Genomic DNA, 25,219 nt, shown 5'->3' with positions numbered 1-25,219 from the left:
CTCAATGACTCATTTCGGCATTCATTTCGACAACGGGGCCACATGGCTTTCCAGGCGGCTGACCAGTCCCGGTTCCCATTGCGCCAACCCCAGCCGGGTTGCCTCTTGCCACAAGTGTTGATAGTGCTGGCGCGCAAGCGCCTCCATGCCTTCCTGCGCCAACAGCTCCGCCTGCACCAACTGGGCATGGAAACGGTCTCTTGGCTCTTTCAGCTGTGCCATTCGCTCGTCGAGCAGGGCCAGGGCCGCAGCCACTCCCTGCTCCCCATGGCGCTGGGCCACCTCTTCGGCCAAAGAGGATCCCCCTTCGCTGCCGCTTCCTCCCTTGGCCGGCTGCAGCCAGCGGCTGCACTCGGGGGAGAGGAACGCAGAGCCATCGCTGAAGGTGAGCTCCCGCAAGGCCGGCAGACGCAGCAAGAAGCCGTCGAGCTCCTGCATGATGGCCTGGGCGACGGCAGCAAATCCCAGCTTCTGCGCCACCTCGGCCGAGAGGCGATGCCCCTCGAACCAGTAGGGGGCCAGGGTCAGGCTCTGCTCGATGCGCTGCCAGAGCGCCAGATCCGGCGAGCTCATGGCGGCGCGATACTCATCCACCATGTCCACCGACATGGGGGCCAGCTGAGTTTTGTTGTCCCGGCTCGTCATGGGCGGCGTGGTGATCCCGGCCCAGATGGCGTGGCGGCGCAGGCGATAACCCACTGGCGCCTCCGGCTGGCGCTCGATCAACAGCTCGGCGACCTTGAGCTGGGTCTGGCGCCAGGCGCGATCATTGGAACTGTCGATCTCGACACCGGCACTGCCGCCGCCACCGCCGCTCAGCACCATGGTTGCCGCCGTGCCGGCTGACGAGGCCGTTGCACTCGCGGCCGCCGGCGTGCCTTGCTGCGGCGGCTGGGCGGCATCGGCCTGAGCTTGTGTGGCCTGCTGGCGCTGGGCCCGCTTCAGCCCCATCAACAGCGGATCGAGCAGCTCTCCCTTGTCGGGGCACTGGGCCAGCCAGCCGGTTTCCAGCTGTTCGGCCTGCACCAGCAACTGGGCCAGCTCGGCTGCCGAGGCGCTCTCGCAGACCCTTGGCAGCGCCCCCTCGAAGCGCTTGACGATCTGCACCATCAAGCGCTGCTTCTGGGTGGCATTACCGGGCCAGGCCAGCAGCCAGTAGCTGCCGATCCAGGCTTCCAGCAGGCTGAGGGCGGCGCCGAAAGGCGTCGCCTTGGCCGGATGCTGCAGACAGCGCAGCAGCTGGGCCAGCACCCGCATGTCCTTGGTGCGGTTCTCCAGCAGGAAGAGACAAGCGTCAGCCACCGCATTGAGATCCACCTGGCTGTGGGCCAAAGAGCCCAGCTTAACCAGCTCGGTCTCTACATAGTCCCAGCGCGGCTCATCGGCCTGTACCTGGCCCTTGATCTGTTCATCCGGCAAGCTGGCCAGCAGGCGTTCACACCAGGGGTGTTGATAGCTCATCGGGCCCCCTACCAGCGACACTGCTGGCGCAGGGGAACCAGCGCCTCTTTCAAACCGCTCAGATCGATGCGCAGCAGGGCACCGTTGTCGGCCCGCACCTGCAACTCGCGAGCCCCAAGCCAGCGTTTGAGCTCCTCAATGGCGGGCAGGCCGCGACCATATTCGAGCAGCAACCCTTGATCCCGCACAAACCAGCTTTGGGAGGCGCGACTCGGTTGACCATCGAGTTCAATCTGCACCCGCTCCCCGACCCAGGGGGTGTCCAGTCGCAGCCGGACGTGAGTGATGCTGTCGACGCAACCGATGGCCAGGGTCGCCCCGCGCAGGGCCGGACGGGTCAGGGTGACACTGCCCTGCCCCTCATCCTGCACCAGCAAGAAAGGAGGAGTTTGCGGAGTGCGAGCCTGCTCCTGCGCCCAGATGGCCTGCCAGGCGGGGGAGCGGGCGGCGCCCTTCTCATTGGTCGGCGCCTGATCGCTGCCGATAGCGTCATAGCAGGCGAGACGCACCAGCGGCGAGGGTTCCTGCCGGCACGCCTGCCAGGCCTTCATATCCGGCACCGCGGCACCACTGGCCAGCAACAGGGGCAATAGGGCGATGACGCTCATCAGTTCACCTCCAGTTTCTGGCACTTGTGATCCAGGGTGCGTTTGGGAATGTTCAGGCTCTCGGCCACCAGCATGCGGTTGCCCTGAAAGTAGCGCAGGCGCGCCTCGATGACGGAGGCCTCGTACTGCTGCATGGCCCGGCGCAGATCCCGAATGTGGTTGTAATCATCCAGCATGCTGGGCAGCAGGGCGCAGATCCGCTCCCGCAGCTCCGGCGGCAATGCCTCCAGCATCACCTCTTCACCGTGACGAGAGTGGGCACAGGCCACCTCCAGCAGGTTGCGCAGCTCGCGCACGTTGCCGGGGAAGTCATAACTTTGCAGCTGTTTGAGGAACTTGCGATGCAACCCGGCGAGCGCCTTGCCATCCTGAGCGGCAAACTGGGCCATGAAGTGCTGGCACAGCATGGGGATGTCTTCCATGTGCTCGCGCAGGGGGGCGATCAGCAGCAGACACTGGCAGAGACGGTGGTAAAGGTCGGCACGAAATACCCCCTCCTCCACATGACGGGTGAGCGGCTGATGGGTCGCGGCGATGAGGCGAAAATCGGAGTGACACTCCTGTTCGGAACCCAGGGGCCGGTAGCTGCGGGTTTCGAGCACCCGCAGCAACTTGGCCTGCATGGTGGCGGGCATGTCGCCCACCTCGTCCAGGAACAGGGTGCCGCCATTGGCCTGGGTCACCAGCCCGACCTTGTTGGAGAGTGCGCCGGAAAAGGCCCCCTTCTGGTAACCAAACAGTTCGCTCTCGATGAGGTTCTCCGGAATGGCGGCGCAGTTGATGGCCACGAACGGCTTGGCGGCGCGATCGGAGCACTGGTGCACCAGACGGGCGACCACCTCCTTGCCACTGCCGGTCTCCCCCTGGATGAGCACGGTCAGCTTGTGGCGACCGGCCTGGCTTATCTGCTCGCGCAGCCCGCGGATCACCGCCGACTGGCCGACCAGCTGGTCGCCGAGCAGCTTCTCGTGCTGACGCAGCCGCTCCCCCTCCCCCTTCATCTGGCGCAGGGAGTCGCGCAATACGGTTTGATCCCGACGGCTACGCCCCAGATCGCGGATAAGGGTGAGCTGGTTGCAAAACACCTGGGAGAGCTGGGCCAGTTCGGTACGTTCCGCCCACTGCTGCAACACATCGCCATCATCCATCATTGCCAGCACGGCAAACGGCTTGCCATTGGCATCCTTGAGGGGAAAAGCATGCAAGCCGCACTGCTGGCCGAGGTTGGCCAGCAGTGCCCGAAACCCTGCGTGCTCGATGCGCGCACCGCCATAGAGGGAGTCCCAGGTTCGGGACTGCGCCTTGTGCAACACATAGGCAAGGGGATGGGAGAAATCATCCACCGCCAGCGCCAGAGACACTTCCCGCCCCTTGACCCAGCCTTTGCATTCGAGCTGGCGACCACTCACATCCAGCATGCCAAGCAGGATCCCCTTGGGCTGAAAGCTGGCATCGAGAGTCGATGTCCACCAGTGGCACAGATGCTGCTCGTCCCGCTGCTCGGTCAACGCAAGGGCAAATGCGAGGGCTTGTTCCATGGTCAGCCCTCCACCTCGGCGACAAACTGGTGATCGGCCACGGAAAAACGAACCCGGTTGATGGGCTCACCGGCCGAGAGACGCTGCAACAACTGCAGGGAGACCGGCGGCAACAGGGCGCCATCGATGACGGATTCGAGCATGCGGGCACCGTTCTCGCTGCGATTGGCGCGCAGCAGTATCTCTTCGGCCACGGCCTCTTCCAGCACCACCTCGGCCCCGAAACGCTCCTTGAGCAGCTTGACCAGACGGTTGAGTTTGCCCCCCACGATCTGCACCAGGGTGTCGTGGCCGAGCGGCAAGTAAGGGATCACTTCCATCCGCGCCAGCAGCGCCGGTTTGAAGAAGGCGGCAAGCTCCGGATAGATAGCATCCTGCAGCTCGTCCGGCCGCTCGGCGTAATCGACGATGGTCTGGAAGCCGAGGTTCGAGGTGAGGAAGAAGACCACGTTCTTGCAGTCGATGATGCGCCCTTCCCCGTCCGCCAGTTCACCCTTGTCGAATGCCTGATAGAAGAGGTTGAGCACGTCCGGATGGGCCTTTTCCACCTCATCCAGCAGCACCACAGAGTAGGGCTTCTGACGAATCGCTTCGGTCAGTATGCCCCCCTCGCCGAAACCAACGTAGCCGGGGGGCGAGCCGATCAGGCGGGAAACGGTGTGCTTCTCCTGATACTCGGACATGTTGATGGTGGTCAGATACTGGCGCCCGCCAAACATCAGTTCGGCAATCTGCAGCACGGTTTCGGTCTTGCCGACCCCGCTCGGTCCCACCAGCAGGAAGGCCCCCAGCGGCCGACCCGGGCGACGCAGATCGGCGCGGGCGGTCAGCAGGTGTTTGTGCAGGTGGGTCACCGCCACATCCTGCCCCTTGATGAGATCCCCGAGGTACTCGGGCAGCCGGGTCACCACGTCGAGCTCCCCCTGGGAGATGCGATTGAGCGGCACCCCGGTCCACTCTGCGATCACCGCCGCAATCTGCTTCTTGTCGACGTGGGCGGAGACCAGCACTTCCCCCTGCTGCAAGGTGGAGAGCTCGTACTCGAGCCCGGCCAGCATCTCGGCAGCGGCCTGGGGATCGAGCGGGGCATCTGCCAGGTCCAGGGCTTCCCCTTGCTCGTCGGCCAGGAGAGCCGCACGCAGCTCGACAATCTGGTGGACCAGCGCCTGCTGCTGCTGCCACTGGGACTCCTGCTCGCGCAGGGCATCACGGCAGCGCTGCTGCTCGGCCTGCAGCTCGACCAGTCGCTCTTCGTTGTCACCGAGCCCGATCAGGTTCTGGCGCTCCAGCTGGCGGATCTCCAGCTCGCGCTGGCGCAGCTCGTTTTGCAGGTGGCTGACGGCGCGCGGCGGCGTGGTCAGGTTGATGGCCACCCGGGCACAGGCGGTATCGAGCACGTCGATCGCCTTGTCCGGCAGCTGACGGCCGGAGATGTAGCGGGCGGAGAGCTGGGCGGCGGCTTGCAGCGCCTCTTCATCGATGAGCACCCCGTGAGCTTTCTCGTAGATGCTGCGCAGGCCGCGCAGGATCACGGTGGCCTCGTCGGCATTGGGCTCGCTCACCTTGACCAGCTGGAAACGACGCGACAGGGCCGCGTCTTTTTCCACGTACTTCTTGTATTCGCTCCAGGTGGTGGCGGCGATGGTACGCAGCTCACCCCGGGCCAACGCCGGCTTGATGAGGTTGGAGACATCCATCCCACCAGCCTGGTTGCCGGCACCGATCAGAGTGTGAGCCTCGTCGATGAAGAGGATGACAGGACGCACTGAGTCCTTGACCTCCTGCATCACTCCCTTGAAGCGCTTCTCGAACTCCCCCTTGACCGAGGCACCGGCCTGCATGGCGCCAAGATCCAGTGTCATCAGCTCCACCTCGCGCAGCTTCTCGGGCACCTGGCCCGCCACCATGCGCAGAGCCAGCCCCTCGATGAGTGCGCTTTTACCGACACCCGCCTCGCCAACCACGATGGGGTTGTTCTTGCGACGGCGGGAGAGGATGTCGATCATCAGGTCGATTTCGTGATCCCGGCAGAGCACGGGATCCAGGCTGCCCTGACGGGCCTGCTCGGTCACGTTGACGGTGAAGCGGGCCAGCAGGCTGGCATCGGCCGGCAGGGCGGCCCCGGTCGCACTCTTGGCGGCACTACCGCTGGCCGCCACCTGGGTCTCGGCGGACTCCTTGACCCACTCGTCAAACTGCTGGCGCAGCAGCTCGCGGTTGACGTTGGCCAACAGGCGAGTCACGGAGCCGGGCAGGTAGCGCTGCGGGGTCATCAGCAGCACCAGCAGCATGACGCCGCTGCGAAGCTGGCCGTGCTGCAACTCGGCGGAAGCGAGCAACCAGCTGTCTTGCAGCCACTCTACCAGCAGTGGCGAAAAGGAGGGATAACCCTGACCATAACCATTGTCGGCCGCGGAGGGTTGCAGCAGGGTCTTGAGTTCCTCGACCTCCACCTCGGCCATTTTCAGGATCTGGCGTACATCGCACAGGGGCGTTTCCAGCATCTTGAGCAGCAGGTGCTCGATGCGGATCTCGGCTCCCTGATGGTTGACGCAGAGGGCCGCAGCTTCCTCCAGCATGTGACGGCAGATGGGGTTGAGTCTTTCCACCAGTACCGGTAGCTCTATACGAATCAAGGCGTGCTCTCCTTAAGAAAACTATTTTAATAATTCGCCCAGTTGACGCAGCACGTCCTGGGTCTGGTTATTGAGTTGGTAGTGATAGAGACCAAAGATGATGGCCAGGATCAGGGCTCCCCCCATGAACAGGCTGCGCAGGGAAATCTGCTTGCGCAGCTGATAGCGGGAGGCCTGCCGGCCGAGGTCCAGGTGAAACACGCTGGGGGCTTCGGCGGCACTCTCGGGGGCCAGCTGTCTGTGCAACTGCCGGACGATGCGTTCGAACTCCCCTTGCCCCTTGTTCATCACCTTGTAACGCCCCTCGAAGCCGAGGCAGAGGCACAGGTAGATGAACTCCAGGATGTCGCGATAGCGCTCGGGGTCTTCCTGCAGGCGGGCGAGCAGCACGAACACCTTCTCGCCACCCCAGGTCTCGTTATGGAAACGGGCCAGCAGGGAGTGCTGGGACCATTCGCTCTGGCTGCCCCAGTCGCGGCCCATCACGGCCTCGTCGATGAAGGTGCAGAGGATGTAGCGAAACGAGAGCACTACACCGTTCTCGTAGCCCTGGGCCATCAGCTCCTGCTCAATGGCCTGGATCTCGGTCACCACCCGCTGGTAGAGCTCGGGCACCCGATCGTAGCGTGACAGCAGGCGCACTCGCTGCACCAGCCCCAGCAAGGGGGTCACCGCATCGATCATGGGATTGATGCTCTGGCCGCGCAGGCGGAACCAGTAGTCCGAATCCATGTCCAGCTGCTCGGCATGATCGAACAGCAGGTCGCTGAGTTGCTCGTTCTTGATAATGTCCGTCGTCATCTCTGCTTATTCCTTTGATGCGATCATTGGCTGCGGATGGCCCAAAGCTGCATGTCGAGCTCGGGGAAGTCGCCGGCAATGTGGAAGGCGAGCGTGTTGCTGACCGCCAGCATCTGCCAGGCCGGGCTCTGCCTGTCGAGCTGAAAGTAGCTGTAACCGGCGTGATAGGGCAGCTGGCGCGGCGCCACCGGCAGCGGCAGCAGCGGAATGCCGGGCAACTGCAGGCTGATGAGCTCGCGGATCTTGTCGCTGGAGGCCACCTTGGTCTGTTGCAGCAGCTGTTTGCGCAGTTGCTCCTGAGGCATGCGGGCACGCACTGCCAATACGAAATCGGCGCTTTGCATCAGCTCGCTCTCGTTCACCATGGCCACCACTATGCCGTACTGGTGCTTGCGCAGCTGGATGGAGACGGCGCGCGGTGACAGCACTGTGCTCAGCGCCTGGCGCAGGGCCAGCATCACAGGCTCGAAGCTCACCTGTTGATCGTCGTGCCGATAGGCCGGGAATTCCGGCGGCAAGCGAGACTCGTCGGTGAAGGTCATCAGCTCGCCACAAAGTTGCACCAGAGCCTCGTGCAACCGTTCCGGATGCAGGGTGCCAAGGCGCGCCAGATGCGAAAGCTGGGGCTGGGCCCGGTTCAGCAGTTGCAACATCATGAACTCGGCCACATCGGCCACCCCTTGCTGGCCGGGCGCTGCGATGCGTTGGGAGAGGCTGCGCGCCCGCTCCGCCACCAAACCCGCCGACTCGCCGAGGAAGCGCTTGAGGGCCGGAATGGCCGACACGCTGATGCTGCAGGGCATGAAGTTGGGATCCAGCACCAGACCGCCATCGGGACGTTTATCCAGAATGCGGGCGATGGCCAAGGAGGCGTAGGCGCTGCGATCTTCGCGCTCCAGCATCAGGCGCAGGCTGACCCGCCCCACTTCGAGGGAGACCACGTCTCCCCCTTCGCTGTGCAGGTCGCGCACATCGTGGCGATGAGCCTGCAGCCGGGTGGCGACCTGCCCCCCTTGTCCCACCTCGTTGACGCCGCTCACCGAAAGCGGCAGCGCCAGATAGACCTTCTGGTTGGCCACCGAGGCATCGGTGACTTCCAGCGGCGTCGGCAGCACATCGTCGTTGGGGATGTTAAACACGGTACCGTCTGGCAGTATGCCGGTGGCCCCCACCAGGGCGATGCGGCCAAAGCCGAGGTAATCCTCGTTGATGGCGAGCGACTGCAGCCCGTAGAAATAGTCGGACAGCGCGCTCAACCTGGCGTGCAGCGCGTAATCCGAATGTCTTTGCTGTTGCTGGAAGTGCTGGGGCTTGATGAAGAGCCCCTCACGCCAGATAACCCGATTTCGACTCGACATAATTATTCTTCTTCTTTTTTCAGTTCCACTTCATCCAGACGCAGATGCACCAGGATTTGATAGGCGCGCCCCTTGCTCTTGACCTTGATGACCTTGCGCCACTCGGCGCTGTCCGGATCGGCGTAGCGGGCAATCACCCCGATGTAACGCACCTTCTCGTCAAGCTTGACGGGAGGCAGGTATTTGAACTGGCCCGGCAGCAGGGTGTAGTCCTGATGGTCCAGGTAGTTCTTGCCAAGGGCCTTCTCCACGTCCTCGGTCACCTGGTCGTAATCGGTGGCGAGCAGCTTGGAGTCTTCCGCCAGCACCACCACCTGAAACTCGATGGGCGCCGCCTCCCCGCTCTCGTTGGGGTTGACGTCCGGCTCCGCCAGCAGGCTCAGCCCCAGGGTGGAGGGTTGATCATCATTGCTGCCCACCTGGATGTCCGGGTTCATGGCCACGTCGGCCATCTTGCCCATGGTGGTACAGCCCGCCAGGGCCAGCAGAGCCGCCCCCAGCATCAGCGCGCGTATCATCAAATCAGTCCCTGTTGCTGACGTACGGCCTGGTCATAGGCCTGGGCATAAACCTGGTGGAACAGCTTGTCGAACCCCTGCTGACGGGCAGAAGTGAGTTCGCGGTAGTAGTGCTGGTACATGTTCCAGGCCCAGCCCTCGTCGGCCACGCCCGGCGCCCCGCTGCGGCGGTAGTGTTCGAACCGGCCGAGCAGCGCCTGGGGCGAGAAGGCTTGCAGTATGCTGTCCAGCGCCGCACCGATGGCCTGCTGGTTTGCCACGTGGTGGATGCGCACGTTGTGCAGGCTCTCGGCCACCGCCGCCGGGGCGCTCAGGTGGACCGGGCTCTTCTGCTCGGCAAACATCACAGCCAGGGTCTCGTCATAGTCAAGGCCCAGACGCAGCGGATTGTCCTCGATGGGGCGCAGGTGCTTGTCAGCCAGCGCCGCCTGCTCCTGTTGCAGTTGCAGCAGCCCTTCCACCATGGCCCGCACCGTCTTGCCCATCTCTTCGAGCATGTCGTGGGCCTGCTGGGTGTCCTGCAGTTGCAGAGATTGACCCAAACCGCGCATCAGCGGCGTCAGGGCCACGTGGTCAACACCATCCAGGGAGGGCTGATAGTCGGGATGGGTCTCGATGTTCGGCATATCCAGAAATTCTTGGTTCATGGTGTTCTCGACGGCAGAAAAGGGGGCCAGGGATACGGGATCCGTATCCGGTTGGGAGTGCAACTGCGCCTGCAGGCGGGTATCCGCCAGCGGGGCCGAGGTTGCGCGCTCCTGCTGCAATGCCAGCAAGGGGTCGGCAGCCAGGGTGCGGGGATCGTCCATGGTCCGGGCGGGTTCATCCCCGGCCAGCCACTCGTCGAGCTGCTCGGCGGGGCGAGTGCCCAGCACCTGTTGCAGGCTCTGTTCGGGAGAAACGGCGCCCAGATAGGCCCGCAACCGGAACGGGCCGACGATCAGCTCGTCGCCCTGTTCGAGGTGTACCTTGCGGGCCCGCCCGATGGGCGAGGTGGCACCATTGATATAGGTCTGTCCGCTCAGATCACACAGGCAGAAGCGACCGTCATGCAGTTCGATCCGGGCATGGGCCGGCAACACGGCCCCCAGTCTGTCCCGCAGCTGCCAGTCATCCTGCTCGGAGGCCCCCAGGCTGCCCCCCGTCTCGTCGAAGCGGTACTGCACCTGCTGGCTGCCGTCGAGCTGTTCGCTGTTGAGCACCACCAGGGATAGTTGCTGGTTAAAATCGTCCACATTCACTCCTGCACTTGTTCCTACACTTAATTTCCTGCGCTTATTCCTGTACACAGATGGTCACGAACGGATCACTCGGTGGCTGACCGAGAAAGGTACTCCACCCCAGGCGCGCGCTCTGCTCCTCCCCCAGACGCAATCCCCTGGCCTGTTCCTGGCCGAAGCCAAGTCGCAGATCCCAGGCCAGCTGATCGCGCAGGATGAAGGAGACAAAGGTCACCAGGGCATGGAAGTGCTCCCCGTTCGGGAGAAACCCGAGAAACTGGCTAAAACTCAAATCGTTGATCTTCAATAAAAACTTGCCCGCACAATCGTTCACCTTGTCACCGATGACGAAATCTCCTCCCAGGGTGGCGCAGGCCTGGCCAAGGCGGTTCTGTTGATCCTGATGGATGGGAACCTTGCGCCACTGCCAGGCACTCACCTCCACATCCGCCAGATCGAAACAGTGGGCCACCAAACCAGCTACCACTTCGGGGGAGCGGCTGGGGCTGGCCAGGAGCCCTGCATAGGAGAGCATCTTGGCGCGGTTGACCGGCAGGCTGCGGCAGACGGCCTCGTTACCGAGCCCGACCAGGGCGAACATCAGGCTGGAAAAACCATCCTCCCCGTTGTCCTGAAAGCGCACGTGGTAGCGGTACTTGCGCCAGAGGCGGTGCAGCAAGGTCAGCAGGCGGTGGTGAAAAAAATCCAGAAACAGGCCGAGCTTCTGTTCCCCCTGGGCGTATTCCCACGCAAGGGAATCCAGGTAGTAGCCTGGCATGGGAGACTGGCTGCCGTGCAGGCCGAGAAACGCCACTTCCAGCTCGTGGCGTCCCTGTGCGTCCTGGCCAATCTGCAACACGTCGCTGGTGGGGAAGCCCAGGGAGGCGGTGGCCTTGAAACGGATGTTCTCGTTACTTGGCAGATAGTCGAGCCCCCGCTCCTGATCGGCACCATCCAGCCGGTTGAGCAACTCCACCAGCTGGAAGAAATTGAATCGCGGTGCGTCCTTGCCGGACGTCACATCAGGGAGTGTTGACCGATCTGGACTGGCCACTGGTAACGCTCCTTGTTGTCGAGATTGACCACCTCAAGCAGGTGGAAGGCATTGACGCTGGCATACAGCGAGAAGAAGTGGGCCAGCACGGTACTGAAGAGATAAAGCTCCCCTTCGCTGCCAAAGGCGGACTGGCGAATTGAGAGCTGTGACTTGAGCCCGCGCACCGGCATGCCGCGCACCAGACGGTCAACCGGATTGGTCTTGATCTCCTCGATCCCCGCCAGACGCTTGCGCGACGCCTGCTCCGCCTGCTTGTCGTGCAGCGCGGGAAAGTCATAGGTGCGCAGCACCTGCACCAGCGCATCGCGCCGCAGCAGGGAGACATAGTTGAGCGACAGGTTGGATATGAGGGTCCAGTGCAAACTGCCGTCGAGGGCCGGTCGCAGTGGCCGGGTCGGCCTGATGAGATTGCGAAAGGTGGCAAACGAGGGCGAACTGCCGGTCGGCACACAAATGCTGCCCACCTTGAGCCGCGCGGCGCGGGAGCGGTTGGTACAGGTCAGGGTGACCGAGATCGACTCGTCAAGCTCGTGGGTGACCGTCTCATCTCCGCGCACGAACGACAGATAGTGATCAAAGCCATCCCCGCTCACCGACTCCTTGACCCGTACCCGGTAGTAGAGCGCCAGCCGTTGCTTGGCCCGCTCAATCTGGTGCTGGAAGCTCTCGAACGGTTGATAGATGCGCGGCGTACCGCGGGAGCGACCCAGGTTGCCCTCGACCCACCCCTCGACGTCGTCGACCGAGAAGATCTCGAAGCTGTCCGCGTGGCGATAGCTCGCCTTGAGCGGATACTCCGCCTGACGCCCATTGAGGTTGACCGGTTCGCTGTCGTGCTGGAACAGGTTGATGGCCGGCACACAGTTGAGCATGAAGGAGTCGGGACGGATCTTGAGCTCCGCCGGCAAGGGCCGATCGAAGCAGAAGTGAAGTTTGAATTCGCTCACCGGCAACGGCTGTTTCGGCCAGTCGCCACCGGCGAGTTCGAAGAACAGAAAGCTTTCCGGGAAGCAGAAATACTCCTGCAGGATCCGGTAGCCGGAGTAGACGTTGTTCGGATAGGGCAACAGCGCATCGTCGCGCTCGAAGCCGACCGGTTTAAGCGCACTGGCCTCTTGGCGAAAGCGCTTTCCGTCGATCTCGAGCTCGATGTGGGAAAGCTGGTTGGAGAGCCAGAAATAGAGCTCATAGGCGGTGTAGCTGTCACCACCGAGGTACAGGCGCAGCTTGTCCAGTTGCAGCTCGCTCAGCGGCAAGGGGGCATGCAGGGCGATGTCCAGCGAGATGGTGGAGAGATCGTTGCCGCTTTGGGCCGCGATATGACGAATATCCGCCGGATAGACCCAGGTATCGTGACAGGTACGGAAATGACAGGTCACCTCGTCCAGAGGCAGACTGTCGAGCTGGCATCCCTGCTTGACCAGCGCAGGCTGGGCAATCGCGCCCGGAATGACCGAAAACTGCATGATGGTCATGCTGGGCACGGGACGCAAATAGTTGGGCCAGAGCATATTGAGCAGACCATGGGTCAGCTCGGGAAACTCATCCTCTATCTTGGCGCGCAGATTGCCGGTGAGAAACGCGAAGCCTTCCAGCAGGCGCTCCACATCCGGATCGGAATTTTGCTCCGACAGAAAGCGGGTGAGCTCGGGATGGCTATCTGCAAATTCGCGCCCTTGCAGGCGCAAAAATGCCAACTCATCCCTGAAGTAATGTTCCAGCGACATTGATCAGACCATGCGGTAGTGACGGTGACTGTCCATATGGACGTTGAACGAGGTAACCTGCTCGATATGCTCCAGCCTCACGTGGGCTGTCACCTGAAACGACATCTCAAGCGGAGTCGCCTGATAGTCGGGTGAACGGACATCCACATGAATGATCCGCGGTTCATAACGGCGGATGCACTGCCGGATCGCCTCGCGGATCCGCCCCTTGATATCCGCACTGCCCTGGGTCGCGTCATTGAGATCGATGACACCCAGATCGGGAGCACTGCGGCAATTGCCGGGACGGGTATTGAGGATCTGTTCGAGCTGCCGTTTGACAGACTCGACCAGCTCATCCGCTTCCGAACGGGGGGAAGAGACCAGCCCCTCCCCCCGGATACGATCAAACAGACTGGCCGCATTTCCTCTATCCCAGGAAGAGAGATGCGGCATCGGGCATTATTCCTTGTCCAGTCGACCTACCAGAGACAGCTCGAAGCTGGCTCCCATGTACTTGAAGTGCGGGCGCACGGCCATGGCGACCTGATACCAGCCCGGCTCCCCTTCCACGTCCAGCACCTTGATCTGGGCGGCACGCAGCGGGCGACGGCTGCGTACATCTGCCGGCGGATTCTCCTGATCGGCAACGTACTGCTTGATCCAGCCATTGAGCTCGCGCTCCAGATCCTGACGCTCCTTCCAGGAGCCGATCTGCTCGCGCTGCAGCACTTTGATGTAGTGCGCCAGACGGTTGATGATGAACATGTAAGGCAGCTGGGTACCCAGCTTGTAGTTGGTCTCGGCTTCTTTGCCTTCCTTGGTGTTCGGGAAGACCTTGGGCTTTTGCACCGAGTTGGCGGAGAAGAAGGCGGCATTGTCGCTGTCTTTGCGCATGGTCAGGGTGATGAAACCCTCTTCCGACAGCTCATACTCGCGGCGGTCGGTGATCAGCACCTCGGTCGGGATCTTGGCTTGCAGCTGACCCATGGCCTCATAGACATGCACCGGCAGATCATGGATGGCACCACCGCTCTGTGGACCGATGATGTTCGGGCACCAGCGATACTTGGCGAAGCTGTCGGTCAGGGAAGTGCCCATCAGGTAGGCGGTGTTGCCCCACAGATAGTGGTCGTGATCCGAGCTGATATCTTCCCGGTAGTTGAAGCCCTTGATGGGGTTCTCGGTCGGATCATATGGCAGACGCGCCAGGAAGCGCGGAGCGGTCAGCCCCAGATAACGGGCATCTTCAGATTCACGCAGTGAACGCCACTTAGTGTAGGCCGGGCCTTCGAAGACCGACTTGAGATCCTTGATGGAGGGCAGATCGGTGAAGCTGTCGACACCGAAGAAGGCAGGCGCAACGGAGGAGATGAAAGGCGCATGGGCCATGGCACCGACGGCGCTGACATACTGCATCAGCTTGATATCGGGCGAGCTGTGGGTAAAGGCATAATCGCCGATCACGGCCCCGATGGGCTGACCACCAAACTGGCCATAGCCAGTGGAGTAAACATGCTTGTAAAGACCGGATTGGGTGATTTCGGGTGAAAATTCGAAATCTTCCAGCAGCTCTTCCTTGGTCGCATGAAGCACCTGGATCTTGATGTTTTCACGAAAATCGGTGCGATCCACCAGCAATTTCAGCGAACGCCAGGAGGACTCCATCTCCTGCAGCTCCTTGGCATGCAGGATAACGTCCATCTGCTTGCTCAGCTTCTTGTCCAGCTCGACAATCATGCTGTCGACCAGCGCCTTGTTGACCGGCTCAGCCGTGCTACCACTGTCCAGAATGTTGGCGATCAGGGCGGCGACGCCTTGTTTGGCAACACTGTATCCCTCGTCAACCGGGGTGATACGAGCCTGCGCCATGATTTCGTCCAGCAGGGAGGACGAGGAGGCGGCACTCGCCCCCGCTTGAACCTGTTCTTCGACCAAAGACATGTTTATTCCTTTCTCGTCAATCAATACAACCCGCCGATCACTCGGCTGGCTTAATCAAATCCAGCTCCTTGAGCAGTTGCTCACGAGCCTCATCACTGGACAGCAGATCCTGCAAACGATTGCGGAAGGCAGGAATATTCCCCAGCGGCCCTTTCAGGGCAACCAGCGCCTCGCGCAGTTCCAGCAGCTTGCGCAGCTCGGGAACCTGCTGGGCCACGCTGTCAGGGGTGAAGTCTTCCAGAGACTGGATCTTGATCGACACCGGCAGTTCGTCCTGGCTGTTCTCCTCCAGGCGGTTGGGAACAGCAAACTTCAGCTCCAGTGCAGACTCTTTCATGACGGAAGAGAAGTTGTTCTTGTCGATTGAGACGGTTTGGCGCTCCTCGATGGGAGTGTCTTCGGTACGCCCTTTCATATTACCGACTACCATCATGGTCAACGGAAGTTCTATTTCCGCTTGCTGACCACCGGTTGCCGGTACATATTTGATATTAATACGCTCTTTGGGCGCGACAGTGGCGCCATCAATTCCTTTTCCCATGCTCTAAATACCAAGTTAAGGGTCACATCAAGGCCCTAAAGCTTATAGCCAACATCCTCCCCATCAACTGTAAGATATGACAGTTGACGGCCACGCCAATATAACCGACGAAAGATTCATTGGCCGACGGTGCATTTTCGACACACTAAAGCAAATGCTCTAAATATCGAACATGCAATATCTTCTTGTTATCTATAACAACAACCCGATTACGCCTCTATTCTGTGTTAGAGGTCATTAGGCATAAGAGCCATTTGCGCCGCATGGTATATGCATGCATTATTTGCAGTCAATTGATTATTTATTGATGATGCAGTAACCAGTAAAACCCACGCATATAAAGAACTTATAAAACAAACACTTACAACACCTCGTGGCAAGTTAAAAATAAATAATCACGTTCAAGCAAAATCTACCAATTGCACACAAATATTGAGTGCTTTTGCCGATTTAAACGTCAATAAAGGTAACTGTCATATAACCATTATCATCATTGCGACAAGAGTGGACGCAGCAAAGCTGAGCACCAACAACAAACTGATAACACAATAAGGTTGTAGAGCTTACCATTCATGATGATAAATGATTACTTCACTGCACTTATATTCCCCCCTGGATAACGCATTATTCAACGCCATATCGCTTTATTGACAAGATGATAAAATCATCTGCCATCATAACAATCTCAGTATCCCATGGGGTTGTTATCAGACATCCAACGACCTTCACAGACTTGACATATCCATGTCATTTTCAGCCCGTCTATATCCCTTCTTTATTTCTGTGGCCACTCAAAAAAGTCGCGGTGAGTAATCCAGAAGATCACCCAAGAACAGCGCCTCATCCGAGGGCCATCCAGATCATGGTGGAGTGGCTTGCTTCGTGTCAGGAAGGAAGATCTGTATCTGGAAGCAGCTCAACCCAAAAGGGATCACAATGGAGCCATTCATGGTAGTGAGTGAGAAGATTTTTGAGGAAGCGCGATTGGCTGTATCTCTCACCCCAAGGCAGGCACTACTACTCAGTTTTTGAACAAATCAAGTAGGACAAGGGACTGTTCGAGACTTGTCGAGTTAAGGATGGATGATCTCGCCACCAAGCACATTGCCATATATGCGGTCAATTTTTAACCCGACAAAGGCCCTGTATTCGTTATCGCTCCAGGCAACATCAAACATAATGCAAAAGATGGAATAATAGTATCGATGAAATGATCACAAAAATAGACTCGAACAGAGATCTAATTGGGCAATCTTTCATCTTCACTACCAGTAAAACAGTAGAAGGAGATTAATTTATGTACTTTGGATTCTGAGCTTGTTTGCTACGCAGTTATTGATACCGCTTATAAATTTTTTGTTGCTGTGAGCGTCTGTTGCTCGCTCACAACCTTTAATGGAGTGAGGCAAAGGAATAAGAAATGTTGAGTTTTGCTCACTAAGAATGTTTCGCCATGGCTCAACTCTATTTTCATAATGAGCCAACACTAAATTATTTCCCGAAATTTTCATAAATAGAAAAATTTATAAAATGGACATATTGAAAATATGCCCCCTAAATATCAGCAAGGGGAAGGTGTTTCAACGCTATTACTAAATAGCATTAAAAAATATAGCAATATAATTTCAACAGGAATGTATGAATAAAAAAATCATCCTTCATTAATAAGTCATCACCTTACTCTAAATAACTATTATCGCCACTGTGCAATCGGTTCGGAAATAATTCCATTTTCAAAATTAATGTCATGCTGCCAAAAACGCTCACCTCTAAATGGAGGTTCGTGTGCAATAACCACCCTTATTACCGCGCCTATATTACTAAGCTCATTTGCCAAACAATACATATGGTAACTAGGATCTCTAAGTATGAATTGTTTTATAGTAATCAATACTCCATCTTTGCTAAAAAAATGAATACTATCCATACTCAGAGCAACAACACTACCTAACCGCTTATCATAAAGCGCATCGATAAAATCACCTAACACTGTAATTTTTTATTATCTAACACTCCAAAAATATTATCATCATTCAGTTCGATATCCATATCCAATCCTGTGGCAAAGGCACATGTTAAATTATTTTAAGGGATGCTTGTTCTGTATACCTATTTTGTTTGTTAGGAACTGCATTTTTGAAGTCTTTGTATAGGGATAGTACTTGCACTCCACCTTCGGTGGTAGTATTTATCAGACATTTCCTATTTGTGGTCCAACAGGGACATATTCTATATCAAATGGACGTTGAACTTCATAGGCCACTCTTTTATCAAGAGTTCCTTGCCACTCTTTCTTTATTCTCTACCAAAGCTAGCATTTGGAATTTAATTTGGAGTACCGTATTGCCTTGGGAATTGGGCACTTCCTTCGTTAGGAATCATACTAAAACGCTTCCCTGGTTGGATAACTCGAATTTTGGGAGTAAAACCAACTGGCCAGGGAGAAGCGTTCTCTCTCACATTTTCGAAAGCACTAACCAATTCATGATCATCTTTGAACTGCCCGGCATGATGCTACTTGAATTACCTGAATATATTCTGTTGTTCAACCGGGATCCGCGTTCTAGATGTATCCAGAGGACATGGCCCCAGCACATTATTTAATCCCAGCGGATCCACCCAACCGGTGAGGTTAGGGGCATACTGGTAGTTGTTGAGTCCACTGGCCAAGCCTATCGGGTCGGATTACCATCTATTTTTATAGATATCATTTGTAGGCACTAATATTTTCGGCTTGAGCTATAAAGTAACCCTGCAAACAACCCTGGATTTCATCCTCTCCATAAAATAGTTTAAAGTCATCAACTATACCGTCAGGAAAGTGAGTCCCATCTATAGTACCCAAGATAACAGAGGCAGTATCTGTCATAACCAGTTTCAAAAAAGAAAAAATAGCTTCTCGTTCTCCATCACCAAGCTTTGATATAACATCTCTTGCTTTGGCATAGGCATCAGAATTCATATTCGGCATTCTACTCAACGCATCTTGATACCTTGGTAAATTATCAAAGAACAACTCATTAAATATTGATCCAACAACTGCCTTATCATTCCCCATGGTTATTCTCCAGCTCTTTTAACTCTAATTTCAATGTACATTGATTTATTCATAGCAATAAGCTCCCGAAGCTGGCCATTAGAAATCTCCGGGTATACTCGACGTAATTTCTTGATGTCTCTGGCTACGACGTCCCTTGCTGACTCAAATGGTTTTCCTGTAGCAGGATTATTCATACTTCTGGATACAACCCCAACATTTTCCTTAACGACTGTTGATGTGTAACAGATTGCCTGTGCTGTCATAGCCATAGCGCCGTTCGCGGGCAATCTGTTGTCCGCGTTGCAATCGCAGAGCTGTCAGCCCCCCCTGCTCGTCATATTCGTATTGTTGAGTCAATGCCCCCTGGCTGCGATGCATCTCCAACCCGCCGACTATCTGATGGCGGGTGAGTTCGGCACCATTGAGATCGACACCGCTCAGGGCACCATGCTGGTAGTGGTAAGCAAGTTGGTTAGTATCGAGGAGTTGCCAATGTGACTTCCCTGATCATTGGCTTTGCCTTTCAGGCAGTTTGCTGTTGGTGATCCTAATAGGCCTTCAGCCACTTGGTATGCTTGGCCTTATCACCTCTAGCCAGCCAGAAAGCACGGATGCTCTCGGCCAATTCTGCGGCCATGGCATGGTCGTTATCACGACGACAAATCGAGGACTGGGCCAACAAGTTTTGGTACTGCTTCATTGATACCTCTTAACCCGCTACCCAAATCAATTAACCGGATTGGTATCCGTTTTAGGTTGTGCTGCACGGTAAGCGTCCATTATCGGGGCCCAGTCCATACCGAGCGGTACAGGATGTTGCTTGAATAGCTCACCATATTTCTTGTCGAAATCATCCATACCATATTGGCGCGCTATCGGCACTCTCTGGTCATACCAATCATCGGTCACAACTTCGGCGATGCCACGAGTAAGCAGAATATCTGGCTTAACAAGTAGCCTATCCCCCTTGAGCAACACCTCAAAATAGCCTCCTGGCGCTAGACCAAAATAGAGCCAGCTACGGCGGTCATAACGTCCCTCGACGGAGTAGACTTGGCGCATCTGCTGCTCCAGATTGGCAGGCAAGTCCACCTTTATGCGGTAGCGCTTGCGATCATGGAAGGAAACCATCTCAATCACAGCTTTATCGGGGATGGGAATGCCGTCGGTAGGCAGGCCACCACCGCCCGCCCAATAGTAACGTTGCCCCTTAATTCGATCGGCAAGTAGACCTCCAGCCCCGCCCCCTGCCAGATGGTCGGAATAAACTTGTTTCCCTCTAAGATAGAACTCGGTCTTGGTGTTCTTAGTAAGATCTATATTACTGCCTGTACCATAATCCCAAGCAAATTTAGGCTGAGATTGTGGCGCCGCGCAGGCCATCAATGACAGGCCGAACCACAACAATACGATGATATATTTCATCTTTAGGCTTCCTTGTTCCCTATCAGCTTACGTCTCTCCTTGCTGATGCTGGACTCATATTTATTAGTATTGGCCGGATTGGCTATACCCTGGTTGCTGGCACTGTGGTGTAGATAGTCACGACGCAAGGCACGGTAAACATCGGGCGATAATTGATGGGTCAAATTCTTGGCGACATTCTGTTCGATAGCGGATAGCGCCCAAAGTTTATCCAATGCCTTCAAGTCAGCCTCTGGCCGTTTAATAGAGAGTGGTTCAAGCTGCAATACCCTATCATCCGGCATCCATGCTTTAAACGGCACCCCAACGGCGCGGCCCGCCTCAACCATCATATGCAGTGGAATACGGGAGTATTCCCCCTCAACCACCCTGCTCATCAGCACTTCTACATAGACCGACTTTTTGCCGGGGCCCGTGCCATTTTTTCCCTCAGGACGCCTGAAGGAATAAGGTTTCAGGCTGATCGCCCCCAGTGGCGGTACAGCGCCACGAGGCAGGCTGTGGTTGATACGAGTGACCCAGCCCAAAGTTCGTTTCTCCTCGGCATACGCCTTGGCTTTTTGATAGGCAATACTCTCGGCATCTGGTGTTGAAACAGTTTCCACACTCATAAAACGCTCCAACTCGATGCACTCGATCAGGGCTGGATCGCTGTTGGGATTACTCAAGCTCCAGCGGCTATAGTAACCGCCACCTATGTCAGAGTGAGCCCCCGGTAGCGCCAGCTCAGTAAAGTGAGCAGGAATACGGGCGCCTGCAGCATCTTCTGTAATGCGTGATAGCGGGAAGTATTTGCGAACTTCATCCAACGCGGTGAGATGTACCACCCGCTCTGCACAATCCGCTTTGAGTTGAACATTGACACTGCGGTTGTAAGAGGAGACCACGGTATCGAACAGCCCCACAAAGGTAAAGCGCACATCGTCGCGACTAGCCCAGTCAAAACCTGCCTTTAGGGGAATATCCGAGCTATTCGCCATAGCTTGCACCAAGGGGTGATCAGCTTTTTGGTCTATCACATTTACAAAGTGGCGGGCAGCACCAGCCCCTCTGCTAAACCCAAACACATCAAACTCGATACGATGGATACAATCCACATCAACTAAAATCTCGCCCAAATCCCGATTGATCGAGCGAACTATGCTCTGCTGACATGCTACTTCTACCTTTCCGATAATAGAGGTGTTCTCCCCACCAAAATCGAGATCAAATCCTTGGGTCAGGGTATCGTCCGAACGATATTTAGGGCCATTTTCTCCTGCGATTGGGTCGCGAGTGCCAATACCACTGATATAGCTGTGAGCCACCAACGGGCCTGCCGTGATGTCATATTGCTCAAATAACTTGCCCACATTGGTCACGTCATTGGCGGAGCTCCCTTCAACCGGGCTTTGCCCCATCTGGCAGCCCCGTAGCTCTTTCTCCCGCTGCACAGGATCTGAGCAGGTTTCCAGCAGCCACTGCTCTACTTTTTGCAGCCCCGCCTGGGCGTTGTGGGTGTTGTTACCCGTGCCGTCAAAAAACACTCCGATCCGCAAAGTAGTGAGCTGATAGCCCTTCACCTCAATCACGTAAGAGTGCTTAGTGATAAACCGTGGCGGCTGAGCTTGCCCGGCTTTGTGTCCTTTAGGAAGCGGCTGTTCGGGGTCCGTGAGGCAGAGGTCGCCGGTGGTTACCTTGACGTGCTCGCGCTTCACATCGTCGTGCCCGAAGAGTTTGTCGGTATAAGCGGGAACCTGGCTGGTTTCGCCTGCTTTCAGAGCCTTACGAGACTGCGCGGCTTTCAGCCATGGCTGGGTCTCCAGCTTGACGGTGACCGGACCCACCGCAAAGCCTTGTACCAGGGTTGGGCCATCTTTCAGGGTCACGGTTTTGCTGGTGCCGGTGGCATCGGTCAAGGTGGCCTTTTGCCCCTTGAACGAGCGGTTCTGTTCGTCGCGAACATCTATCTCAATCCAGCAGTTGTTCTTCTCACAGGGGATGCAGTGGGCACTGATAGCCATTACACAGCTCCTATCAAGTCAGGGTGTTTGTTCAGCCAGTTATTCACCTGAGCCATTTCGTCGTCGGTCAGCATCAATGGCGCTCTGATGGCATCAAGCTCCATGCTTGCCTGCAACGTGAGAGCGCCAGCTACAACGCCATCCAGGACGTCACCTGCCAGCCCTGCTTGATTGGCCTGCTTGAGGACGGTGGTAATGGCAGCTTCCGGATTGGGATGACGTGCCATGATATCCTCCATCCGTTGCCAAAAGTGGCGAGAGAGGATGTAGGCGTGACGGCTTTCGTCATACAGCGGCGTCAGGTGGTGAGGCTGAATGTGAAACCAGGGCGCTTGGTGAGGAGTAAATTCGGTATCAGGCGTGCGTTGCCACGCACAGTCGTTGGCCCACAGACTTGAGCAAGGACCCAGCACATCATCGAGCTCCTGCTGACTCATGGTGCTCAACATCTTGGGAAAGACCCGATTATCGGCATAGCGCAACCACATCACTTCCCCTTCAAAGGCCACTTCTATCAGACTTTGCCAGTGCTGCAGGACGACATCGATAGCGGCATCGCTCGCGACATATACGCCCCCCAGCTGCGGGTGAGCGGCAATAAACTCGGGTGCAGGGTTGGGGAGTAGCCAGGGGCCTTGTTCGGCCTGGTCAGCGAAGGCGGTACCGGCAAACAAGGGGATGGCATTGGCACCACCTTGATTGCAGTAGTCTGCCACAGCAGTGGTATCGAGCGCGGCATCGATGATGGCAAACAGCTGGCCGGGATATTGGCTGCGCCACTCTTGCAAGGTCATGCCTTACCTCCCTGAGCAAAGGGGCAAGGCTTCACCAGTGGAGCCATGGATTCCATGCTCTTTTGAATGGCGCTCGCCGGAATAGTGGCTGGTGGTGCGGACGGCACTTTGACTGCACCCGGCAGGAGCGGCATCTGCCCCGCCCAGCCAGATCCAGAGCCGGGACTGCCGCCCGAGTTCATCTTGATGGTCGGGCCGACCAGGGTAACGCCGCCGCCATCGACCTTGATAAAGCAGCCACCGACCTTGACGGTGAGTTCGCTGCCCGCCTCCAGCACCACCTTGGCACCGGCCTTGACGTGCACCTCCTGCCCAGCCTGGGTTAGCCAGCTCTGCCCCAGCTTCTGGTGCTGGCTGGCATCTACCGTGAGCGAATGGTCACCCTTGATATGGTCCCGCTTCTCACCTTCCACCGTCAGGTGGTCATTGGCCTTGATGCGGGTCACCCGCTCGTTGTCGATGTCTCTGTGCTCATCGTGCTTGATGTGCCAGGCAGCATCATTCTCAATCAGCACGTTAAGGTCTTTCTGGCCGTGCAGATAAATCTCTTCCTGCCCCGCCTGGTCTTCAAAACGCAGCTCGTTGAAGCCTTCCCCCTGGTGGGTCTCGGTGCGCAGCACGGTGCGGGTCTTGTTGGCCGGCAGCTCATAGGGCGGCCGGTTGGTGGCGTGGTAGGTGCGCCCCGTCACAATAGGCTGGTCCGGGTCCCCTTCCAGAAATGAAACGATGACCTCATGACCGATGCGCGGAATCGCCATCATGCCGTACTGACCGCCCGCCCAGCCCTGGCTCACCCGCACCCAGCAGGAGCTCTGGTCATTGGAACTGCCATAGCGGTCCCAGGGGAACTGCAGCTTGACCCGGCCGTGCTCGTCGCAGTAAATCTCCTCCCCCTCCGGGCCCACCACCATGGCAATCTGCGGGCCGTCCACCATGGGTTTGTGGGGCGCTTGCGGGCTACCAATACGGGCCCGCCAGGTGCTGCTCGCCTTCACCACGCCAAATTCGTTGTGATAGACGGTCGGGCCGCTGCCCCCCTCCTCTTCCAGCGCCTGCGGCTGTTGGCCGGTGTGGCGGATATGGACAATTTGCCAGTCGCTGTTGAGGTTGGCGTTTGGATGTTCGGTTAGGGAGAAATACTGCCCCGGCAGCAGGGCTGCACTGTTGGATTTGCCTTGGCCTGTTACCGCATCATTGCGCAGGGCATCGAGTCTATGTTGGGCAAACGCCTTGCCGCTCGGGTCCTGCTTGTAGCGACCCGGGTAGTCGAAGTGCTGATAGCTCTGGCGCTGATGCTCAAGCTCGGCCCCCAGCTTCTTGTGGGAGAGCCCATAGGCCGGGGTCTTGAAGCTGTAGTCTTTGAGCTCCACATCCGAGGTGCGCACCGCCTCACGGTAGTGGAACTGGCGCACATAGGGGCCTTGTTCCAACGAGCGGTTGCCAAGGTTGAAGAAGAGCTCGGGGCCGGCAGTTAATGCAGCCGCGTCGTCGGCAAACACGAGACGGTGTTTGTCTTGCTCAAATTCATGGAAGTAGAACATCCCCTCTTCGGCGGCGAGGCGATTCAAGAAGTCGAGGTCGGTTTCCCGGTACTGGACGCAGTATTCGCGCTGGGCGTGTTCATTTTTGAGGGCAAAAGCGTAATCGGTGATGCCGTGTTCCTGCAACAGGATGCTGAGGATTTCATCGGGCTTTTGCGCCTGGAAGATGCGCGAGTTGTGACGCAGCGACAGCCGCCACAGGGCCGGTTGCACCAGCAGCTGGTAGCGGGTGCGGCGAAAACCGCAGTCCCCCTGGGCAAAGTCACTGACCACTCCGCACACCCGGCGCTGCAGCTCGCCGTGGTACCACACCAGGAGCTCGCACGGCTGGTCCAGCACGGCGGCAAAATCGATGTCCGGCTGGGGACTTGCCAACTCAAGGCGCAGCTGGAACGGGCCGTTCAGCCCTTCTTCCAGGGCAAACTCGGCCACCACGAAGGTTCCCTCGGGCAGCGCCCCCACCTTGACGGTAAATTGTAATCCTGTGCTGTCTGCCATCGGTGAGAGCCCTCAAGAAAGTGTGTTGCCCCGGATGACGGGGTCGTTGAAGCCGTGCGAGAGAGTCGCAATCGTCCCGATGGCATTGACACCATGGCTACCGCACATCGTTGACGGCGAGCGGCAAGATGCGACCCCATTTTTCTTATGCCTGCACACGAAGCGCAGACAGGCATAAGAAAAATCGTGGGCGAGGGAAATCGGATGCAATGGAGGGTAATCGGCGAGGCAGCATTACACCTCTGATTTCGGTGGTTCCAAGAGCAAAAGGGCACCGCAAGCAGTGCCCTTGAACATCAGCTTACGCCTCGATCGGAGCACGCCAGTCGTCAGCACCGGAAGTACCGGCAACGGTGTGTTCCCAGTCAATCTTGCGGTATGCCATGGAGACCTGGATCAGCTGGGTGAAGTCAGACTTCGCCGGATCCTGGCAGTGCGGCATCTGGCAGTCGATATCCACGATGGTGGCATCGGTCAGCACGGTAGAGAAGAAGTGCTCCTGCTTGCCCTCGACGGAGGTGCGATACCAC

General features: G+C 57.6%; 21 protein-coding genes and 1 pseudogene. 1 reads left to right on the top strand and 21 read right to left on the bottom strand.

What is annotated here, in order from left to right; translation table 11 throughout:
• Window positions 1-21 precede the first annotated feature (21 nt).
• The 15 genes from tssA to ACB034_RS00040 form a co-directional block, all read right to left on the bottom strand.
• Window positions 22-1,461, bottom strand: coding sequence for a type VI secretion system protein TssA (gene tssA, locus ACB034_RS00110; RefSeq protein ID WP_371171757.1), 1,440 nt, complete (start codon window positions 1,459-1,461; stop codon window positions 22-24).
• 8 nt (window positions 1,462-1,469) lie between these two features.
• Window positions 1,470-2,069, bottom strand: coding sequence for a type VI secretion system-associated protein VasI (gene vasI / locus ACB034_RS00105; RefSeq protein WP_371171756.1), 600 nt, complete (start codon window positions 2,067-2,069; stop codon window positions 1,470-1,472).
• Complete coding sequence (locus ACB034_RS00100; RefSeq protein ID WP_371171755.1) at window positions 2,069-3,607, bottom strand: sigma-54 interaction domain-containing protein; 1,539 nt, start codon at window positions 3,605-3,607, stop codon at window positions 2,069-2,071. Before ACB034_RS00100 ends, vasI begins: the two co-directional genes overlap by 1 nt.
• Window positions 3,608-3,609: 2 nt before the next feature.
• Entirely contained in the window at window positions 3,610-6,243 is a 2,634-nt protein-coding gene (gene tssH, locus ACB034_RS00095) for a type VI secretion system ATPase TssH (protein ID WP_371171754.1), read from the bottom strand.
• 21 nt (window positions 6,244-6,264) lie between these two features.
• On the bottom strand, window positions 6,265-7,044 hold the full coding sequence (icmH, locus tag ACB034_RS00090; RefSeq protein ID WP_042028462.1) for a type IVB secretion system protein IcmH/DotU: 780 nt from the start codon (window positions 7,042-7,044) through the stop codon (window positions 6,265-6,267).
• Between the two features lie 23 nt (window positions 7,045-7,067).
• Window positions 7,068-8,402 (bottom strand): type VI secretion system baseplate subunit TssK, encoded by a 1,335-nt coding sequence (gene tssK / locus ACB034_RS00085; protein ID WP_026458012.1) that lies wholly within the window; start codon window positions 8,400-8,402, stop codon window positions 7,068-7,070.
• A gap of 2 nt (window positions 8,403-8,404) precedes the next feature.
• Complete coding sequence (gene tssJ / locus ACB034_RS00080; RefSeq protein WP_042028457.1) at window positions 8,405-8,920, bottom strand: type VI secretion system lipoprotein TssJ; 516 nt, start codon at window positions 8,918-8,920, stop codon at window positions 8,405-8,407.
• The gene (tagH, locus tag ACB034_RS00075) at window positions 8,920-10,155 is read right to left on the bottom strand and encodes a type VI secretion system-associated FHA domain protein TagH (protein ID WP_371171753.1); all 1,236 of its coding nucleotides are present in this window, start codon (window positions 10,153-10,155) and stop codon (window positions 8,920-8,922) included. The genes tssJ and tagH overlap by 1 nt, the downstream gene beginning before the upstream one ends.
• 40 nt (window positions 10,156-10,195) lie before the next feature.
• On the bottom strand, window positions 10,196-11,194 hold the full coding sequence (gene tssG, locus ACB034_RS00070) for a type VI secretion system baseplate subunit TssG (protein ID WP_371171752.1): 999 nt from the start codon (window positions 11,192-11,194) through the stop codon (window positions 10,196-10,198).
• Complete coding sequence (tssF, locus tag ACB034_RS00065; protein ID WP_026457013.1) at window positions 11,158-12,924, bottom strand: type VI secretion system baseplate subunit TssF; 1,767 nt, start codon at window positions 12,922-12,924, stop codon at window positions 11,158-11,160. The genes tssG and tssF overlap by 37 nt, the downstream gene beginning before the upstream one ends.
• Before the next feature lie 3 nt (window positions 12,925-12,927).
• On the bottom strand, window positions 12,928-13,359 hold the full coding sequence (tssE, locus tag ACB034_RS00060) for a type VI secretion system baseplate subunit TssE (RefSeq protein WP_042028453.1): 432 nt from the start codon (window positions 13,357-13,359) through the stop codon (window positions 12,928-12,930).
• A 6-nt stretch (window positions 13,360-13,365) separates the two neighbouring features.
• On the bottom strand, window positions 13,366-14,847 hold the full coding sequence (tssC, locus tag ACB034_RS00055) for a type VI secretion system contractile sheath large subunit (RefSeq protein WP_026457012.1): 1,482 nt from the start codon (window positions 14,845-14,847) through the stop codon (window positions 13,366-13,368).
• Between the two features lie 37 nt (window positions 14,848-14,884).
• Window positions 14,885-15,388 (bottom strand): type VI secretion system contractile sheath small subunit, encoded by a 504-nt coding sequence (gene tssB, locus ACB034_RS00050; RefSeq protein WP_042028451.1) that lies wholly within the window; start codon window positions 15,386-15,388, stop codon window positions 14,885-14,887.
• A 1,693-nt stretch (window positions 15,389-17,081) separates the two neighbouring features.
• Window positions 17,082-17,378, bottom strand: coding sequence for a hypothetical protein (locus ACB034_RS00045; RefSeq protein ID WP_371171751.1), 297 nt, complete (start codon window positions 17,376-17,378; stop codon window positions 17,082-17,084).
• 717 nt (window positions 17,379-18,095) lie between these two features.
• Complete coding sequence (locus ACB034_RS00040; protein WP_371171750.1) at window positions 18,096-18,446, bottom strand: hypothetical protein; 351 nt, start codon at window positions 18,444-18,446, stop codon at window positions 18,096-18,098.
• Between the two features lie 354 nt (window positions 18,447-18,800).
• On the opposite strand from ACB034_RS00040, the gene ACB034_RS00035 reads away from it, so the two are divergent.
• Window positions 18,801-18,926 (top strand): hypothetical protein, encoded by a 126-nt coding sequence (locus tag ACB034_RS00035; protein WP_338610545.1) that lies wholly within the window; start codon window positions 18,801-18,803, stop codon window positions 18,924-18,926.
• A 49-nt stretch (window positions 18,927-18,975) separates the two neighbouring features.
• Here the strand turns inward: ACB034_RS00035 and ACB034_RS00030 are convergent, their stop codons facing one another.
• From ACB034_RS00030 to hcp1, 6 genes and pseudogenes are all read right to left on the bottom strand, one after another.
• The gene (locus ACB034_RS00030) at window positions 18,976-19,128 is read right to left on the bottom strand and encodes a hypothetical protein (protein ID WP_338610547.1); all 153 of its coding nucleotides are present in this window, start codon (window positions 19,126-19,128) and stop codon (window positions 18,976-18,978) included.
• Window positions 19,129-19,154: 26 nt separating this feature from the next.
• Window positions 19,155-19,853 (bottom strand): DUF2931 family protein, encoded by a 699-nt coding sequence (locus ACB034_RS00025; RefSeq protein ID WP_371171749.1) that lies wholly within the window; start codon window positions 19,851-19,853, stop codon window positions 19,155-19,157.
• 2 nt (window positions 19,854-19,855) lie between these two features.
• Window positions 19,856-21,856: a phospholipase effector Tle1 domain-containing protein gene (locus ACB034_RS00020; RefSeq protein WP_371171748.1), complete on the bottom strand. Its 2,001-nt coding sequence runs from the start codon at window positions 21,854-21,856 to the stop codon at window positions 19,856-19,858.
• Entirely contained in the window at window positions 21,856-22,650 is a 795-nt protein-coding gene (locus ACB034_RS00015; protein WP_342014111.1) for a DUF4123 domain-containing protein, read from the bottom strand. Before ACB034_RS00015 ends, ACB034_RS00020 begins: the two co-directional genes overlap by 1 nt.
• Window positions 22,647-24,689 (bottom strand): type VI secretion system tip protein VgrG, encoded by a 2,043-nt coding sequence (locus ACB034_RS00010; RefSeq protein ID WP_371171747.1) that lies wholly within the window; start codon window positions 24,687-24,689, stop codon window positions 22,647-22,649. Before ACB034_RS00010 ends, ACB034_RS00015 begins: the two co-directional genes overlap by 4 nt.
• Window positions 24,690-24,990: 301 nt before the next feature.
• Window positions 24,991-25,219 (bottom strand): annotated as a pseudogene (gene hcp1 / locus ACB034_RS00005) (type VI secretion system effector Hcp1); the annotation flags it as partial.

Source organism: Aeromonas sp. S18(2024) (assembly GCF_041402525.1).
GTDB classification, from domain to species: Bacteria; Pseudomonadota; Gammaproteobacteria; order Enterobacterales; family Aeromonadaceae; genus Aeromonas; species Aeromonas enteropelogenes.
The sequence above is the reverse complement of the archived record's forward strand: the minus strand, read 5'-3'. Positions and strand labels throughout refer to the sequence as shown.

Coding starts and splice junctions, on each gene's coding strand:
- tssA (WP_371171757.1), bottom strand. CDS start 1,461: ATGAGCTATCAACACCCCTGGTGTGAACGCCTGCTGGCCAGCTTGCCG.
- vasI (WP_371171756.1), bottom strand. CDS start 2,069: ATGAGCGTCATCGCCCTATTGCCCCTGTTGCTGGCCAGTGGTGCCGCG.
- tssC (WP_026457012.1), bottom strand. CDS start 14,847: ATGTCTTTGGTCGAAGAACAGGTTCAAGCGGGGGCGAGTGCCGCCTCC.
- tssK (WP_026458012.1), bottom strand. CDS start 8,402: ATGTCGAGTCGAAATCGGGTTATCTGGCGTGAGGGGCTCTTCATCAAG.
- ACB034_RS00040 (WP_371171750.1), bottom strand. CDS start 18,446: ATGGGGAATGATAAGGCAGTTGTTGGATCAATATTTAATGAGTTGTTC.
- icmH (WP_042028462.1), bottom strand. CDS start 7,044: ATGACGACGGACATTATCAAGAACGAGCAACTCAGCGACCTGCTGTTC.
- ACB034_RS00025 (WP_371171749.1), bottom strand. CDS start 19,853: ATGAAATATATCATCGTATTGTTGTGGTTCGGCCTGTCATTGATGGCC.
- ACB034_RS00100 (WP_371171755.1), bottom strand. CDS start 3,607: ATGGAACAAGCCCTCGCATTTGCCCTTGCGTTGACCGAGCAGCGGGAC.
- tssB (WP_042028451.1), bottom strand. CDS start 15,388: ATGGGAAAAGGAATTGATGGCGCCACTGTCGCGCCCAAAGAGCGTATT.
- ACB034_RS00030 (WP_338610547.1), bottom strand. CDS start 19,128: ATGAAGCAGTACCAAAACTTGTTGGCCCAGTCCTCGATTTGTCGTCGT.
- tssJ (WP_042028457.1), bottom strand. CDS start 8,920: ATGATACGCGCGCTGATGCTGGGGGCGGCTCTGCTGGCCCTGGCGGGC.
- tssF (WP_026457013.1), bottom strand. CDS start 12,924: ATGTCGCTGGAACATTACTTCAGGGATGAGTTGGCATTTTTGCGCCTG.
- ACB034_RS00035 (WP_338610545.1), top strand. CDS start 18,801: ATGCATCTCCAACCCGCCGACTATCTGATGGCGGGTGAGTTCGGCACC.
- ACB034_RS00015 (WP_342014111.1), bottom strand. CDS start 22,650: ATGACCTTGCAAGAGTGGCGCAGCCAATATCCCGGCCAGCTGTTTGCC.
- ACB034_RS00020 (WP_371171748.1), bottom strand. CDS start 21,856: ATGGCTATCAGTGCCCACTGCATCCCCTGTGAGAAGAACAACTGCTGG.
- tssE (WP_042028453.1), bottom strand. CDS start 13,359: ATGCCGCATCTCTCTTCCTGGGATAGAGGAAATGCGGCCAGTCTGTTT.
- ACB034_RS00010 (WP_371171747.1), bottom strand. CDS start 24,689: ATGGCAGACAGCACAGGATTACAATTTACCGTCAAGGTGGGGGCGCTG.